This is a genomic window from Microcoleus sp. AS-A8, assembly GCA_039962225.1.
GTDB lineage: Bacteria > Cyanobacteriota > Cyanobacteriia > Cyanobacteriales > Coleofasciculaceae > Allocoleopsis.
This window is the reverse complement of record JAMPKV010000013.1, coordinates 150,048-167,773: the sequence shown is the minus strand read 5'-3', so window position 1 is coordinate 167,773 and position 17,726 is coordinate 150,048. Positions and strand designations below refer to the sequence as shown.

12 protein-coding genes and 1 pseudogene are annotated in these 17,726 nt (G+C 47.3%); 8 read left to right on the top strand and 5 right to left on the bottom strand.

Annotated elements, in window-relative coordinates:
* Positions 1–320: 320 nt before the first annotated feature.
* Entirely contained in the window at positions 321–458 is a 138-nt protein-coding gene (locus NDI48_21145; protein MEP0833674.1) for a hypothetical protein, read from the top strand.
* A 94-nt stretch (positions 459–552) separates the two neighbouring features.
* Here NDI48_21145 and NDI48_21140 read toward each other — a convergent pair whose 3' ends face one another.
* Complete coding sequence (locus NDI48_21140) at positions 553–1,206, bottom strand: L-threonylcarbamoyladenylate synthase (protein ID MEP0833673.1); 654 nt, start codon at positions 1,204–1,206, stop codon at positions 553–555.
* Positions 1,207–1,311: 105 nt separating this feature from the next.
* Here NDI48_21140 and NDI48_21135 point away from each other — a divergent pair, with 105 nt between their 5' ends.
* Complete coding sequence (locus NDI48_21135) at positions 1,312–2,976, top strand: DUF111 family protein (GenBank protein ID MEP0833672.1); 1,665 nt, start codon at positions 1,312–1,314, stop codon at positions 2,974–2,976.
* 55 nt (positions 2,977–3,031) lie between these two features.
* Positions 3,032–4,147, top strand: a complete 1,116-nt coding sequence (locus NDI48_21130) for a glycoside hydrolase family 3 protein (protein ID MEP0833671.1) — start codon at positions 3,032–3,034, stop codon at positions 4,145–4,147.
* 64 nt (positions 4,148–4,211) lie between these two features.
* Here the strand turns inward: NDI48_21130 and NDI48_21125 are convergent, their stop codons facing one another.
* Positions 4,212–5,069, bottom strand: coding sequence for a prohibitin family protein (locus NDI48_21125; GenBank protein ID MEP0833670.1), 858 nt, complete (start codon positions 5,067–5,069; stop codon positions 4,212–4,214).
* A 440-nt stretch (positions 5,070–5,509) separates the two neighbouring features.
* On the opposite strand from NDI48_21125, the gene NDI48_21120 reads away from it, so the two are divergent.
* From NDI48_21120 to NDI48_21105, 4 genes and pseudogenes are all read left to right on the top strand, one after another.
* Positions 5,510–6,283: a carbonic anhydrase family protein gene (locus NDI48_21120; GenBank protein MEP0833669.1), complete on the top strand. Its 774-nt coding sequence runs from the start codon at positions 5,510–5,512 to the stop codon at positions 6,281–6,283.
* A 268-nt stretch (positions 6,284–6,551) separates the two neighbouring features.
* Positions 6,552–7,751, top strand: a complete 1,200-nt coding sequence (locus NDI48_21115) for a caspase family protein (GenBank protein MEP0833668.1) — start codon at positions 6,552–6,554, stop codon at positions 7,749–7,751.
* Positions 7,752–7,888: 137 nt separating this feature from the next.
* Positions 7,889–8,485, top strand: coding sequence for a Uma2 family endonuclease (locus tag NDI48_21110; GenBank protein MEP0833667.1), 597 nt, complete (start codon positions 7,889–7,891; stop codon positions 8,483–8,485).
* Between the two features lie 355 nt (positions 8,486–8,840).
* Positions 8,841–10,958: pseudogene (locus NDI48_21105) on the top strand (tetratricopeptide repeat protein).
* Positions 10,959–10,990: 32 nt separating this feature from the next.
* Here the strand turns inward: NDI48_21105 and NDI48_21100 are convergent.
* From NDI48_21100 to NDI48_21090, 3 genes are read right to left on the bottom strand one after another with little or no spacing between them, the layout of a single operon-like run.
* Entirely contained in the window at positions 10,991–12,349 is a 1,359-nt protein-coding gene (locus NDI48_21100) for a hypothetical protein (protein ID MEP0833666.1), read from the bottom strand.
* 29 nt (positions 12,350–12,378) lie between these two features.
* Positions 12,379–14,016: a B12-binding domain-containing radical SAM protein gene (locus NDI48_21095; protein MEP0833665.1), complete on the bottom strand. Its 1,638-nt coding sequence runs from the start codon at positions 14,014–14,016 to the stop codon at positions 12,379–12,381.
* A 32-nt stretch (positions 14,017–14,048) separates the two neighbouring features.
* Entirely contained in the window at positions 14,049–14,309 is a 261-nt protein-coding gene (locus tag NDI48_21090) for a SemiSWEET transporter (GenBank protein MEP0833664.1), read from the bottom strand.
* Positions 14,310–14,723: 414 nt separating this feature from the next.
* On the opposite strand from NDI48_21090, the gene NDI48_21085 reads away from it, so the two are divergent.
* A complete protein-coding gene (locus NDI48_21085; GenBank protein ID MEP0833663.1) occupies positions 14,724–17,573 on the top strand; it encodes a penicillin-binding protein 1A in 2,850 nt (949 codons plus the stop codon).
* Positions 17,574–17,726 lie beyond the last annotated feature (153 nt).

The following is a 17,726-nucleotide window of genomic DNA, read 5'->3' as shown; positions in this document are numbered from 1 at the left end:
GGAGGGTTTGGCGAGGTGGCTGCTAGGATACTCCCCCTCTGTGGCTCTCCACACTTTGAATGTAGGCTGCTACCCTGAACTCGAATGGTGCGTTAGTGCCAGAACTCCCACAGCACTATATTTTGCCTGCCACTAAGACTGTGGCTGACTGACATGGAAAACGCTGTAACCTTTTGATGTAAATGCATTGAACCGATTTCATCCGAAAACTCCTAGCGGTTTGTCCCAGTGACACCTCAACAAGTGGATCAATTGAGTTCTACGCCTTCGTAATCCCCTACTCCCCGCTTGAAGTCTACGTTTCGGCGAACGGAGTACGGGTGTGGAAACAAGAACGTCTGACTCTGTTGCAGGCACTCAAACCGACCAATTTTGGGTTTTGGATTCTAGAGAATACCGATTTCAACCGTGGACAGGGCTTAAAAATTGACCCCTTTAATGGTTCGTGCCAGTTTTAATCAGAAGAAACGACGCGCTTGTCGCCGCATCTGGTTCTTCATCATCCAGAATCCAAAATCTAAAATTGTGAGTTCAGTGCCTTTACACCCTCGATTAGCTAACCAGAGATGCCCAACTTGTTGCAGCTTCCCATCCCAGACCTTTCCGCACGATTACGGGTTCCTCATCGGTCATGTCCACAATGGTAGACACTTGAAAGCCTGGTTTGTTGCCATCGTCTACGATGATATCTACCAAAGTATCAAACTCGTCGAATAGTCTGGCCCTTTCCAAATCAATGACTGGAGTTTTGCCATTCTCATCCGCTAGATGCGCCGAGGTGGAAATAATTGGATTTCCTAACGCTCGCAGTAGTGCTTGGCAGACTGGATGAGCAGGGACGCGGATGCCGCTGGTTCTTCGTTTGGGATTCATCACCAACCGGGGCACTAACTTCGTTGCCGGGAGCAAGAAGGTGTACGGCCCTGGAATTAGACTTTTCATAATACGGTAAGATGAGTCACTTACCCAGGCATACTGGGCAATATCTGATAGAGAAGAACACAGAAACGTCAGGGGCTTATCATTAGATAATTGCTTCAGACGCCTCACACGTTCTACAGCTGACTTGACATTCAGGTCGCAACCAATCGCATAAACGGTGTCCGTGGGGTATAGCATCACAGCACCATTTTGCAGGGCCTCCTTAATTTCCTCTATTCGTCGTATTTGGGGATTTTCCGGATGGACAGTATAGATAGTAGCCATTAAAAATTTTTCTCTCAACGGTCAAATCATAAAAGTTACGAGACATGAATAAAAGTTACGATTCATGAATGACAAGGTAATTGACCCTTCCATAAGCAAGACTCTATGAGCAAACTAGCGTACCTAGATTGTCCGACTGGAATTTCTGGCGATATGTGCCTAGGAGCTGTTGTGGCGGCAGGTGTGCCTTTAGAGTATTTGACTGAAAAGCTCAAAGGTCTGGGGATTGAGTCGGAGTATCGGTTACGAGTAGAAAGCGTTCACCGCAACGGACAGTTAGCAACAAAAGTTTATGTAGATTTGCTAACGTCAGTAGACGATCATCACGACCCTGATCAGGAACACGAACATCCCCAAGAACATAACCATGAACACGAGCATGGGCATAACCACGCCCCAAGTTGCACCTCAGGATTAGAGCCTCACCTTCCTCACGTTCATCACGCCACCCAGTATGCCCCAACACGGTATCTGCCGGAAATTGAGCAATTAATCTTAGCGGCCCCGTTACCGCCACGAGTTTCACAATGGAGCCTTGCCGTCTTTCGCAAGTTGGCAGAGGCTGAAGGCGCGGTACATGGCATTGCACCCGAGCAAGTCCACTTCCATGAAGTGGGAGCCACTGATGCCATTGTAGACATTGTGGGTACCTGCTTGGGGTTAGATTGGTTAGGAATTGACCAACTTTACTGTTCGGCTCTCCCCACTGGAGGAGGCACCGTCAGGGCCGCTCATGGTCGCTTACCCGTGCCAGTACCAGCGGTGCTGAAGTTGTGGGAATCCGGTCAGGTGCCAGTTTACAGTAATGGTATCGATCGCGAGTTGGTAACGCCAACGGGAGCAGCCCTGACCGTTACTCTCGCCACTTGCTTTGGTTCCCCGCCTGCGATGACCATCCAACGGGTTGGTCTTGGTGCGGGTTCCCTCCAGTTACCGATTCCCAATATTCTGCGACTGTGGATTGGGGAATCATCACAAGAGTTGAAAGTTGGAAAATTGAAAGCTGAATATCCTAACAATCAATCGTCAACTCCAACAAACCAGCAAGCTTCTAACAATCAACCTTCAACTCCAACAAACCAGCAAGCTTCTAACAATCAATCGTCAACTCCAACAAACCAGCAAGCTTCTAACAATCAACCTTCAACTCCAACAAACCAGCAAGCTTCTAACAATCAACCTTCAACTCCAACAAACCAGCAATCTTCAATTCCAACAAACCAGCAAGCTTCAACTCCAACAGACCTGCAAGCTTCAATTCCAACAGACCTGCAACCTTCTAACATAGAAACTATCTCGGTGTTGGAAACTCAAATTGATGACCTCAGCCCTCAAGCAATTGGTTATGTATTTGAGACTCTATTTAAGGCGGGTGCTGTGGATGTTTTTACTCAGTCGATTGGCATGAAGAAATCTCGTCCTGGGATTTTGCTCACAGTCATCTGCCATCCTCAAGATATCGAGGCTTGTGAAGCCGTCTTATTCCGCGAAACCACGACTTTGGGAATCCGACGCCTAACCCAACAACGAACAATTTTATCCAGAGAAATTCAGCAAGTGCAGACGAAGTATGGAGAAATTCGAGTCAAAGTGGCTTGGAGCAACAGTTCTCCTCAAAAAATAATTACTAACGTACAACCGGAATACGAAGATTGTGCTCTGGTCGCCCGATTAAAACATTGCTCATGGCGAGAGATTCATCAGTTAGCACTTCAAGCTTGGTATCGCCAGTATGGGAAGCAATTTGAGTCTCCGAAACTTTGCCATTAGTGCTTAGTCCCTCCTGAACCGTTTTCAATTATATAGAAACTATTAATTAAACTTTATGCCAGTATTGCAAGAACTTCAGCGCTTTGGACATCACCTGATTGTGGGTGTTTCGGGTACTACCTTAAATGACGACGATAAGCGTGTACTCAGCGAACTGAAACCCGTTGGAGTAATCTTCTTCGGCAAGAACTTTCAGATGGGCAAACCCTATGAAGTTTGGTTGCAAACCTTCAAGGAACTCAGCGAGCAAGTCCGACAATATAGCGAACGCGACTCCATGTTTATGACCCTCGATCATGAGGGGGGTTCTGTGATTCGCCCACCTCTGCCGATTACCCGATTTCCTCATGCCTACTTGTTGGGAAAACTCGCTCGTGAGGTAGCACGGGCAACGGGACTAGAACTCCAGTCACTCGGAATCAATGTATCCTGGTCTCCAGTCGCCGATGTTTTTTCTAATCCTCTCAACCCCGTCATTGGGCCTCGTGCCTTTGGCATTACTCCGCAAACCGCCGCACAAGCGGCCCACGACTACTACCTTGGACTCCAGGAATCAGGAATTCTGGGATGTGCTAAGCACTTCCCCGGACATGGAGATACCAGTCAGGACTCTCACCTTGAGTTGCCGATACTGAATCTAACTGTAGAAGAATTGCGATCGCGTGAACTCATCCCTTTCCAAGCGCTGATCAACGAGCAGATTCCATTGATTATGACGGCACACATCCTATTTCCCCAAATCGATCCAGATGTGCCAGCGACACTCTCACCAATTATCTTACAAACCTTACTCCGCAAGGAGCTTGGCTTTGAGGGAGTTGTGGTATCGGATGACCTGGATATGAACGCTGTCTCAGAGCGGTTGAGTCATAAGGGCACCGTGGCACAGACATTTCAGGCAGGTTGCGATCTGTTGATTGTATCCCGCAACCTGCCTTCCTCATCGATTGAACGCACTTATGCGATCGCGCAAGATTTTGCTGATTCTCTGAGCAATGGTAGCCTTGATGAATCTGTAATCGAAGCGGCTAAGACGCGAATAGAGAAGCTCTTAAAGGTAACGCCTCAGTATTCCGTTCATGCTCTCGACCAAGATACTCTACTGCGACACGCTCAACTCGCGATCGCTTGCTCTTTCCAGCCGGCTGTGTTGCCAGAAACGATGGGGTAACTAAGCACAACGCATCCTACTCGAATCTCATTTGTAGGTACGTCGCGAGGTATTCTACTACTAGCTACTGATGAGTAGCTTCATCCGGAATATTACCGACGTTGAACAGGAAGGGGACACTGCTCTTAGAATCACTACCCATAACCAGAACTTTTGGCATCTGAGCACCCCCCTGCCTCCAAGCTTCAATGGCTTCTTTCTGAAGCACCAGTTGGCCCCCTTGGGCTTTAAGGGTTTCCGCCAACAGTTTTTGAGCCTCTGCTCTACCCTTAGCGCGATTGATGTCTGCCTGCGCTTCTTGCTCAGCTTCCTGCGCTACATAGACAGCTCTTTGCGCCCGTTGCTCGGCGATTTGTTTCTCCTCAACTGCCTTGGAGAATTCCGGAGAGAACGCGAGGTCAACGACACTGGTATCCAGTATGATAATTCCGTACTTATCTAAGCGTTCACCTAAAGCCATATCAAAGTCTCGCTTTAATTCATCCCGTTTGGTAATCGCTTCTTCAACGGTTCTCCTCGCCGCTGCAATTTTGAAGGATTCCTGAGTCTGGGGTGCAATAATTTTCGACACGATATTTTGTAACGTTCCTTGTTTCCTTCTCACCTCAACCACCTTGGTTGGATCGAGGCGGAAGTTGATGGCGAAGCTAGCGGATAAATCCTGAAGATCCTTAGTGGAGCTTTGCGCCGGAACTTCAAACTTTTGCACCGTCACATCATAGATGTCTACGGCTGAAATCAAAGGTGGTTTGAAGTGAACACCTTCGAGTAATGCTCCATCTCTAGCTTTCCCCAATATGCTCAAGACTCCAGCTTGTCCGGGGTTGATAATGACAAACGAACTAAAGGTGAGGAGAATCAAGGCTGCGGCTAAAATCCCCCCCAATAAAGCTTGCCAATTCTGTGAATTCTGATACTTCAAGTCCTACTCTCCTGAATAATTTAAAGCCACTGAGGACTATTCCCAGCCTACCAATCTCGCAGCCGACTTTACAGAATTTTAAGCTGAGCATTGCTGGTGTCTTATTTGGCAGCCTAACATAAGTGACTGCTGCTTGCGGGACTGGGCTACAGCCTACCCAAATCTTGCAAGAAGATTGATGGTCAAAAAGTCGTGGCGACAAACTCATCCCAACGCCTCTCTTGTACAATCCAAATCTTAAAAATTAAATTTATTTAATATTTTTTATGGAAAATAAAAAAACATAAAATAATGAATTCTATATAGGTGTTTTCCTAAAATAATGCTAATAATATATACAGGGGTTTTTCCCTAAAAATATCAAATTGCTAAGATAGGTTGAACTATCACTACATTTGTGTAAATTCACTAATCGTTAAGTAGCTATATAGAATTATCTAATGAAGTCTTTAAAGTTATTATTTGTGCCTTTGGTTGCATTCTTCTTAACAGTAGTAATCCTTTGCTCTGCTCCTTCTAATCCCGCGTTGTCAAATCCAATTCATTGGTCTTATAGTGGCGAAGATAACCCGATTCATTGGGGGGAGTTAAGTTCTGAATTTTTAACGTGTAAAATAGGCAATCAGCAGTCTCCAATTAATATTACAAAATCCGAGGAACCCGAATTATCAAATATTAAGTTTAATTATAAAGATACGCCATTCAGAGTAATCAATAACGGTCATGGAATAGAAGTAAAATATGAATTCGGAAGTTTTATTGAAATTGATGAAAAACGATATGAACTGCTCCAATTTCATTTTCATGCACCTAGTGAACATACGGTTGAGGGAAAAATATATCCGGTGGAAGCTCACTTAGTTCACAAAAGTCAAGATGGAAAATTAGCAGTCGTTGGGGTTTTTATGAAAGAAGGTAAACTCAACGATTTCATTGAAACGTTATGGACTCATATTCCTACCCAGAAAGGAGAAAAACTTGTTCAGGGTATTAGCGTGAATGCTAGTGTTCTGCCACCAGACAACAAGTCTTATTACAGTTACATTGGCTCCTTAACTACCCCTCCTTGTAGTGAAGGAGTGAGTTGGAATGTGATGAGAACTCCTATTGAGATATCCTCAGAGCAAATTGCCAAATTAACATCGGTTTATAGTAGGAATGCTAGACCTGTTCAACCTCTCAATCAAAGAATTGTTAAGGTCAAAAATTTTTGAATTTGTTAGACGTTCTGCTAAGAAGCTTGATAGCAGATTACAGGACGAGCTATTTAGTCTGCTAGTTACTCGATAATTTATTCAATCAGTAGGTAGATTGCTCAAGGAATTCTCCCTAGCGCGTTGAATTTGATGAAGGTGAGAAAATCTGGGTGACAGATAATAGACTTTTGTTATATCTTGGCAGGGTATGGCACGCAAAGATCGTGCCCCGATGACTTATATACTAGGTGAAAACACCTAAAAAACTATCGGAAATAGGGCTGTCATGTACCCTATTTCTCGTCGTCAGTTTTTTCAATTTGCTGGGTCTACTCTGGCAAGCTTAGGATTAAATCAGCTTAACATTCAACGACAGGGCAATCGCTACGGAAAGGTTTTAGCACAAAGTACTCCTCGCAAACTGGCTTTACTCGTTGGCATCAATCAGTATTCATCTTCTCCCTTGGATGGATGTTTGAATGATGTAGAGTTGCAGCGCAATCTGCTGATTCACCGTTTTGGGTTTAATCCTAAAGATATTTATACTCTGATTGATGAAAAAGCTACTCGTTCTGGAATTTTAGACGCATTTGAAGGGCATTTAATTCAGCAAGCTAAGCCTGGGGATGTAGTCGTATTTCACTACTCTGGGCATGGTTCTCTCGTTCTCGATCCCGATCCTATCTTCGTGGGTTCGAGTCGGGATAAGAGTGGAGTCAATGGTACCTTTGTTCCGATTGATAGTTCCCTACCCGATGAATATCCTGCCCAAGGTGGTACTGTACAAGACATTATGGGACATACTTTATTCCTGTTGATGTCGGCTGTTAAGAGTGAGAATTTTACGGCTGTTCTGGATAGTTGCTATTCAGGTGCTGCTACTAGAAAATTTAAAGTCCGTGCGCGAGAAGGTGGGGAAAAGGTACAGATTTCTCGTGAAGAAAAAGCCTATCAAGACAAGTGGTTGTCACGTCTGAGTCTTTCTCGTGAAGAGTATATCAGGCGGTATCGAGCGGGAGTTGCGAAAGGCGTTGTCTTGGCAGCAACAAACCCCAATCAAACGGCAGCAGATGCACGTTTTAATGGTTTCTATGCAGGCGCTTTTACCTACAAATTGACGCAGTATCTTTGGCAGCAAACAGGTACACCAGAAAGTGCGATCACCTACGTGGTTCCTAAGATACCTAAAGACTTTGACCAAACTCCCCGTTATGAAGCGAAGGTGGGAAGTGGGTATGAAAAGCAACCCATGTATTTCATCAATACCCCCAATCCGGCAGCAGATACTGTGGTTACTGAGGTGAAGGGGAATGAAGCGAAGTTGTGGTTCGGTGGGGTAGAGTTGGGTGCGATCGCACCGGGTACAGTGTTTAATGCGATCACCGATAAGGGGAAGGTAACTTTGCGATCGCGTGAGGGTTTAGTGGGAGTAGCGACAGTGGAGGGTGCTATTCAACCAGGGGCATTGTTGCGGAAGGCAGATTAATCTTCAGGCCGTTCATTATTATGAGGTAACAAGCATTGGGTGGGTTAGGCGTAGCGGTAACCCACCCTAAAACTTAATTTCCAGTCCCCAGATTCATCCTCCTGGGAAAATCCCCAATCCTTGCATCCAAAATCCAAATGACAGTAGCCGAAACAATTCAGCTTAACCTCCCATTAAATCTGACGCTTTCCCTGAGTCATGATAATTTTGTCGAACTGGCAACGGCTAATCAAGACTTGAGATTAGAAAGAACAGCGACAGGAGAATTGATTGTGAATCCACCGACGGGATGGGAAACAGGGAAGCGTAATGCCAAGATTACCTATCAACTTGTCAAATGGGTTGAGGAACTGGGTGGGGGGGGTATTGCCTTTGATTCTTCTACTGGATTTAGTCTACCCAATGGAAGTGATCGCTCACCTGATGCATCCTGGGTTAGTCAGCAACGGTGGGATTCTCTGAGTGATGAGCAAAAGCAAACGTTTGCCAATGTTTGCCCAGACTTGGTGATAGAATTGCGCTCCAGTTCGGATCGACTCCAATCCCTGCAAACCAAAATGCAGGAATATAGGGATAACGGCGCTAGGTTGGGTTGGCTGATTGACATCCAAAACCGAACAGTTGAAATCTATCGTCAGGGGCGAGATGTGGAAGTGTTGGACAACCCCACCAGATTGTCAGGAGAAGATGTGTTGCCTGGGTTTGTTTTGACTCTAACCGGGATTTTAAGTTGATTGACAGCAGAAGTCAGGCGTTCAGATCCCCGACTTCTTAAAAAAGTCGGGGATCTACGCTAGTGTACCTGCATAACCTCTAAACTCTCAGAGATAGAGTGTCACGGTATTGTCGATTAAAGTAGACGCAAGAGAAATAGGTGCCGTGATGGACGACGAGGTGGTTAGGCAGATTGCAAGGAACTCTATCGGGAAGAAATCGCGCTCGGTGTTGCTCAATCTAGTATCGCTTCCAGGGATAGTTCATCGAAGTTTAGCTCTATTTATCGGTGTTCTCTTGTTGTCAGAGTCCGTAGCTGCCACCCCAACACGCTTCTCCCCCCTTAAAAAGGGGGGCTGGGGGGGATCATCAAGCATTGCCCAACAGCCAGCAGCTAGTGAGCAAGACGCAACTCGCGCCGCTGCTAAACGAGCTTATCAGGAGGGAGAGCAACTACGGAAGCAAGGAACAGCAGAATCTCTACGACAAGCAATTACAAAATATGAAAAGGCGCTAGCCCTGTATCGTGCTGTCGGAGATAGCCAATCAGAAGCTGTCAGCCTGAATCAGATTGGCTTAATCTACTCCGTATTAGGAGAAAAGCAAACAGCGCTGGATTACTTCAACCAATCCTTGCCCTTAAGACGGGCTACTGGGGACAAGGCAGGGGAAGCTGCTACCCTCAATAACATCGGTACAGTCTACCACGCATTAGGAGAAAAGCAAAAAGCGCTGGATTTCTACAACCAATCCTTGCCCTTGACTCGGGCTACTGGGGACAAGGCAGGGGAAGCCATTACCCTCAATAACATCGGCGCAGTCTACGACGCATTAGGAGACAAGCAAAAAGCGCTGGATTTCTACAACCAATCCTTGCCCTTGACTCGGGCTACTGGGGACAAGAAACAGGAAGCGGTTACTCTCAGTAACATCGGTCGAGTCTACGACGCATTAGGAGACAAGCAAAAAGCGCTGGATTTCTACAACCAATCCTTGCCCTTGACTCGGGCTACTGGGAACAAGGCAGGGGAAGCAACTACCCTCAATAACATCGGTACAGTCTACGACGCATTAGGAGACAAGCAAAAAGCGCTGGATTTCTACAACCAATCTTTGCCCTTGAGACGGGCTACTGGGGACAAGGCAGGGGAAGCCACTACTCTCAATAACATCGGTGGAGTTTACGACGCATTAGGAGACAAGCAAACAGCGCTGGATTTCTACAACCAATCCTTGCCCTTAACTCGGGCTACTGGGAACAAGACAGGGGAAGCGGTTACTCTCAATAACATCGGTCGAGTCTACGACGCATTAGGAGAAAAGCAAAAAGCGCTGGATTTTTTGAACCAAGCCTTGCCCTTGAGACGGGCTACTGGGGACAAGGCAGGGGAAGCCACTACTCTCAATAACATCGGTTTAGTCTACGACGCGTTAGATCAAAAGCAAACAGCGCTGGATTTCTACAACCAATCCTTGCCCTTGAGTCGGGCTACTGGGAACAAGACACAGGAAGCCGTTACTCTCAATAACATCGGTACAGTCTACGACGCGTTAGGTCAAAAGCAAACAGCGCTGGATTTCTACAACCAATCCTTGCCCTTGACTCGGGCTACTGGGAACAAGACACAGGAAGCCGTTACCCTCACTAGCATCGGTTTAGTCTACGACGCGTTAGGTCAAAAGCAAACAGCGCTGGAATTCTACAACCAATCCTTGCCCTTGAGACGGGCTACTGGGGACAAGGCAATGGAAGCGGCTACTCTCAATAACATCGGTTTAGTTTACGACGCATTAGGAGAAAAGCAAAAAGCCCTGGAATTCTACAACCAATCCTTGCCCTTGAGTCGGGCTACTGGCAACAAGGCAGGGGAAGCCCTCACTCTCTATAATGTCGCCTACCTAGAACGCAACCGAGGCAATCTCAACTCAGCTTTAACTCAGATGGAGGCTGCAATCAAAATTATTGAAAACCTCCGCACCAAAATAGGTAGCCAAGAACTCCGCGCCTCATATTTTGCCTCAGTGCAGGATTATTACGAGTTCTATATCGACCTGCTGATGCAGTTGCACAAAACCAACCCTAATAAAGGATACGACGCCCTAGCTCTCCACGCCAGCGAACGCGCCCGTGCTCGCTCTTTGTTAGAACTCCTCACCGAAGCCAACGCCAACATCCGCCAAGGCGTTAACCCCGAACTCCTCCAACAAGAACGCACCATCCAACAGCAACTCAGCGCTGCCGAATACAACCGAGAACAACTGCTCAAAGGTCAATACACCGATAAACAATTAAACGAAATCAAACAACAAATTGCCACCCTCCTCACCCAGTTGCAGCAACTTGAAGGACAAATCCGAGTCAACAGCCCCCGTTATGCAGCCTTAAAGTATCCCCAACCCCTCAACCTGCAACAGATTCAGCAACAAGTCCTCGATGACAATACCATTCTGTTGGAATACTCATTAGGCGAAGAACGCAGCTATTACTGGGCTGCCTTTGTGGTGCAAGGAGAATGGCGGTAAGACTATGCCACCCAAAGCTGCTGAGAAAATCGAATTGCGAAGGTGACTAATAAAAGCGCAAAAAATCCCATAATCGGGTATCCCCAACGCGGGTAACGAGCCAGCCACAAGCCGAACGCGATCGCTAACGAGACAATACTGTAAGCGTAGCGATCAATAGATACAACCCTTCCAGTATTCAAAATTAAAGCAAAGACACACAAGCCATAAACCCATACCGTGAGGCTGAGTTGAGTTCGCGATTGCCTTTGGCAGTGCCCCTTGGGCAATCGCCACAACAAACACAGCCCGCCAAAAACCATCACGGCTTTAATCAAACTGTCACCCCCCAAAAGCCACAGCACAAACCCTAACAGGCAAAAACCATAGCCGACTTTAATCGAACCGATGGCTTGACGAAAGCGCCACAACAAAAAGGCAATAACGCAAATTCCAACAAATAAGACTGGATGTGAAGGATCTTTAATCGTACCTGTAGTGGCATCAATCGACCCAATCACAACCTTTCTCAATATCTCCAACCACCCCTGCCACGCAAATCCCTCGGTTCTCCCCCAAGCTTTCTGTGTATGCAAAAATACCAAAGGGTCTCCAAAACGAAGCGTGCAATAAGCAACATACAGCAAAGTCCCTACACTGGTGGCTAACCCTGCCACATAAGCGATCGCACCTCGACGTTCTCGCCACGCGACAATCAGAAATGTCGGTGCTAGCATCACTCCAGTGATCCGCGTGGCACTCGCTAAAGCCCCCCACAAGGCAACCCAGGCATAGTGCCGTTTCTCAAACGCTCGTAAACTAGCTGAGCTCAACAACAGAAACAGCCCTTCTGTATAAATCACCGTGCCATAGAGTGAGAATGGACACCAGGCTAGAGTGGCGATTGTCCACCGCGCCGATTCTTTTCCGTGACACTGTTCTACCCACACATAAATCAGCATCAAGGCAGCTAAAAATGCCAGATTATTCACCAGTGTCCCTGCCACCTCAAACGGCAAACCAAAAGCCATGACGCCCCGGATAACCAACGCCAACAAGGGAAAGAAGGCAACCGTATGTTGCTTGCCATCATCGGCATATTCGTAGCCAGACATGACCAATTTCTGATACCACTCCCCATCCCAACCAGCGAAGACATCCCAGCCAATTTCTGGAGCAATCCCTCGTGGTGGTACTGGCAGGGAAGGAGCAATTAGGAACATTGCGACGAGAATCAGCAATCGGCTCAACAGCCACATGAGTAGGGCAAAGAGCAAGCCATTATTCAGGCAGAACTGTGAAAATTTTCCGAGTTTGCGAATAATTTGTAAAGGCTGAGAATGAGAGCTGGGTTCTGTCTGATTTTTAGGGAATTGTTCCATTCAAGAATTTTGACTACCGACGATTTTTCTTATCCAATACCCACAACTTGAGGTGGCTCAAATTGAGAGACTGCCGCATCCCGATGCTTGAGTAACGTTCCCTGAGGTAGTGGCCCCTGTAAGTGATTCCAAGGCAATACTTTATCCGTTGACCAATTAGTATGAACGTAAAAATCCAGTTCCGGTAATTGTCCTTTTAGCTCTTTGAAGGCACGGCGATAACTGCCTACAGAGTCTCCGTAATGTCGCGTGAGTTCTAACAGATGGGATAATCTGCGATCGCCTCTTGATATCAAGGCTTGAATCACCGACCAGTTATAGCTTTCCGGTCGAAAATCGATTCCTTGGGGTTTAAGGTGTTTCTGCAAAAACTTCAGCCGCTTCTCTGCCTGAGAATTCACCCCAAACCACTGAAATGGGGTATGAGCTTTTGGAACGAAGGTACTGCAACCGAAAGTCAAACGTAAACCGGGAGCGGCTTTTTTGATCTGTTTCATCATCGCCACGGTTTGTTCCACGTCGGACATTTCCTCTCCCGGAACACCCACCATCCCATAGAGTTTGAGACTCTTTAATCCACCGGCTTTGGCATTAAGGGCAGCTTGAAGAATTTCCTCGTTGGTTAGCTTCTTATTAATAATTTGCCGCAGCCGTTCTGAACCACTTTCTACCGCGATAGTAATAGAGTTTGTCCCTCGTTGAGTGAGCGTTTCTGCTAGCTTCGGTGTGACTGTATTGGTTCGCACAGAGGCAATACTCAGCCGCACATCCTCATACCTCGGTTGAGATAGGTAATCGAGCAATACTTCAAACTCAGGATGCTGTGTTACCGATGCTCCCAGTAAGCCAATCCGCTTGGTTACCTCTAACCCCCTGTCAATGGCTGGAATCAAAGACTCCGTCGCACTTGGCGTCCGAAAGGGTAGCGTGAGATAACTCGCCAAACAGAAGCGGCACATCTCTGGGCAACTGCGTACCACTTCCACCATATAGATATTTTCCCAAGCGGCTTTTTCCGTCACCACGGTTGAAGCCGATAGGGTATTACCCCGATAAGTCTGTTTTTCCACCCGTGGGGGAATCTCAGCCTCTACGGGTTGAATGGATTGAATTTCGCCCGTTGAGTCGTGGTAAGTTATCTCATACAAGCTGGGAACATAGACTCCCGGTACCTGCGCTAGATGCCGTAGTTGTGTTTCTCTTTGAGCGGAGCGAACTTCTTTGTAAGCTTCTAGGAACTCACCCAGCAGAATTTCTCCATCCCCTAGCAAAATTAGATCGAAGAAATCTGCAAAGGGTTCTGGGTTCGCTGTCAATACCGGCCCCCCCCCAAAGACGAGGGGATGGTGATCCTCTCGCTCAACCGACCTCAACGGAATTCCTAAATCTTCTAGGGAGTTCAATAAGTTGACATAATCTAATTCCCATGATAGAGAGTAACCTAATAATTCCGGTTGTCCCGGTAAAGGTTCATGAACATCCGTGAACCAACGGCTGACTTGCAGGTCGGAGCGCGAGGCTAGAGTTGCCCACACAACTTGATAACCCAGGCTGGTAATGCCCACGCTGTATTCATTAGGAAAAGCAAAGATTGTAGGAATGGCACCCGCTTGGGGGGTAGCGGGTGTAAACAAAAGGCGTTCAGATGCGAAAACAGCAGAGGTCACAGGCGTTGCACGAGGGTTATCAAGGAATTGTTTCACCTATATATAATTTTAAGAACCAAAATCAGTAGCGCCAAAACCAGGGTGACGGCGTTAGACACAATAATAGGCATCGCTCCAATAGCAAATCCATATATGATCCATAGAAAAATACCGACAGAGAAGGTAATCATCATGACTAAAGAAACATCTTTAGCTGACTTGGATTTCCATGTTTTGAGCAGTTGAGGTAAAAAAGCGATTGTTGTCAGTGTTCCAGCGATTAATCCCAAAATATTGATGAATTGTGTGCCCATTTAGATGCTGTCTCTCCCACTTTCTAGAATAATATGATGGTATTTTTGAGAGAAGTCCGATAAAATCTCACCTGGCATGTATCATCGAACACGATATTTTGTTGACGATGGTTAGGAAGAGCTGTATCGGAGAAATAGTCCCCTATGCAAAAAAAAGGAGCTTCTTGTTTATCTGCTGTACAGGGTAATAGAAAATAGTGCTGAGCGACCCAAGGGGGTCAAAAGTTAAGGCACAGCCAAACCAAGGTAACCCAAGCTTGTGGAAAGCCTTGCTCCCTAAATAGATAGAGGCTTCTGGGGCATCGGATTTAACATTACATCAAAAAGAAAATCGCGGCCTATCGCAGATCTTGATCCCAAGCCCTAAAATAAGCAAGAAGTTGTGGCGGCTTGTGGTGTAACTGAGGAGTTAAAGTGTCAAAGTTCATCCCAAAGCATAAAGACTTATCAAGTCAGATCAATTCATCGGCGTCAACAGAATCCGAGCCGGAATCGCTGTCTGCTGATCAGCAACAAGATCAGACAGGGCAACCGAAATCGAGTCATGGGCTATTGACGCGATGCCAACAGGGTGTAACACTCACGTTCAACGGCCTCAAGCGTGTTTCGACGCCGGTCATTGAGCAGTTCACAGGACCTAGAAAGCTACATCGTCGCCCTTGGTTTTGGTTGGGAATCGGTGTTGGAGGTGGTGCGATCGCGTTGGGTGTCGGGTGGCTAGCTCTAGAGAACAGTATTCCGGATTCTACCGCCGATCTCTTGACCTATGTCCGAGATGACACGATTACGATCAAAGCGGAAAATGGTGAGATTCTCCAGCAAATTGGGCCAGCCACCCGCGAGACGATCAAAATTCGAGAAGTTCCCAAAACCTTAACTCAAGCCTTTCTGGCGACCGAAGACCAGCGCTTTGAAAAACATCACGGGGTCGATTACCAGGGAATTCTCCGCGCTGTACTATCTAACATTCAAGCTGGGGATGTCGTAGAAGGTGGCAGCACCATCACCCAGCAGCTTGCTCGAATTGTCTACTTCAATCAGGAGCGAACAGTCGCGCGTAAGCTCAAAGAAATGCTGATGGCGCAAAAAATTGAGAAGAATGTTGACAAAAACACTATCCTTGAGCGGTATTTAAACCTCGTTTATCTGGGTTCCGGTGCTTATGGAGTTGCAGATGCGGCTTGGGTCTACTTTAGCAAACCGATGAAAGATTTGACCCTGCCCGAAATGGCGATGATTGCCGGGTTGCCCGCGGCTCCTAATGACTACTCACCTTTAAGCAACCCCAAAATCGCCAAAGAGCGGCGTGATGTTGTCCTAGTCAGGATGCTAAACAACGGATTCATCACGAAAGCACAAGCGGATGAGGCTATTGCCACGCCTGTGGTGACAAAACCGAGCAATCCCAAGCGACTGGAACGAAAAGCCAATTACTTTACCGACTACATTCAACAAGAACTCCCCAAGTACGTTTCTAAAGAAAAAATAGCTCAGCAGGGATTGACGATTGAAACCACTTTAAATGTGAACTGGCAAAACGCCGCTGAAGAAGCCGTTCAAGAAACCGTTAAACGAGAAGGACGCTGGCAAGGGTTTAAGCAAGCGTCTTTGGTTGCCATTGACCCACGCACCGGACAGATTAAGGCCATGGTGGGAGGCAAGGATTTTTATAATCAACAATTTAACCGTGTCACTCAGGCTAAGCGTCAGCCCGGTTCTACCTTTAAGACATTTGTGTACGCCACAGCCGTCGCCGCAGGTATCTCTCCCAATCGCGGCTACCTAGATGCGCCCTATACCGTCGATGGCTACACACCGAAAAACTATGGGGATAAATTCCGAGGTTGGGTCAATATCCGAGATGCCTTCACCCATTCGATTAATGTTGTAGCGTTGAAAACGCTCATTGATGTGGGTTGGGAGCCTACGATTGATGTAGCAAAAAAAATGGGTATTGAATCGACACTCCACCCAACTTACTCCCTCGCCTTAGGAGCCTCTGAGGTAAATCTTTTAGAGCTCACCAGTGCTTATGGCACTCTGGCAACCCAAGGATTGCATACCAATCCTTATGGTATTCACCGCATTCTCGATCAGCACGGTAAGGTTATTTACGAGGAAAAAATTAAGAGTGAGCGGGCGATTGACCAAGAAACGGCTGCTACCATGACTTGGATGCTGCGAAATGTCGTCAAGGATGGTACGGGTCGTTCGGCTCAGCTCGATAATCGCCCGGTTGCTGGAAAGACGGGCACTTCAGACGAGGCTCGCGACCTCTGGTTTATTGGTTACATTCCCCAGATGGTAGCTGGTGTCTGGCTCGGCAATGATGACAACAAACCCACCTCTGGCGCGAGTAGTACAGCCGCCTATACCTGGCATCAGTTTATGGAAAAGGTGGTCAAAGATATGGAAGTTGAGAAATTTCCTGACCGCCCGACACAAATAGAAAACCGCAAGCCCACGATTAAAGCCCAACCCATTAGACCCAAACGAGCGATAACCAGAGCGATTCCTAATTCGGATTCGGATTCTGATAGCGCGTCCGAAAGGAATTCAGAAAGCACCTCTAGAAGGCGCTATAGAACAGAGGCAAGTTTTAGCGGTAGTTCTCGCTCTAATGCTTCCGAAAATACCTCTTCAGACGACAGTTCTTCGAGGCGGCGGCGACGGCGGCGCAGATCTAGTGAGAGTCAATCGGCCTCTCAAAGCTCCAATGAGAGTCAATCAGAAACGCCAAGACGTTCCCGGCGGCGGCGAACCTATGTGGAAGATAGTAGCTCCAACGAGTCAAGTTCTCGGCGTCGGCGAAGCTATGGGGAAAATAGTAGCTCCAACGAGTCAAGTTCTCGGCGTCGGCGAAGCTATGGGGAAGATAGTAGCTCCAACGAGTCAAGTTCTCGGCGTCGGCGAAGCTATAGGGAAGATAGTAACTCCAACGAGTCAAGTTCTCGGCGCTCCAGTTCTCGGCGCTCCAGTTCTCGGCGCTCAAGCTCCAGAAGCTCAGATTCCAATGCCACAGAGTCCAGCAACTCGACTTCCACCCGCTCATCCTCCAGAAGGCGGCGCTCTTCCCAAAGGATTGATCAATCAAGTTCATCAACAGCTCCCACGCCCAGACGACGCCGACGCAGGTATGAATCCGCACCATCAGCGGCTCCTCCAGCTCCTCCAGCGTCTAGAAAAGTATCACAACCTGCTCGCGAGTCAGCTCCTAGTGCACCAGCGCCTCCCCCAGAGCCACCGGCACCAGCCGCACAGTAATAAAGCTAGTGCAATAGGAGCAAAAGTTTGTCACCCCCTCCCTGAAAAGAGGGAGAGCATGGCTGAGTCTAGAGACAGTGGTGAGTTCAGCCTTTTGGGCAGAGCCTTGAAGCCTTCTTTTTTTGTCCCTCTTGGCTTCAATCAGGCAGATCC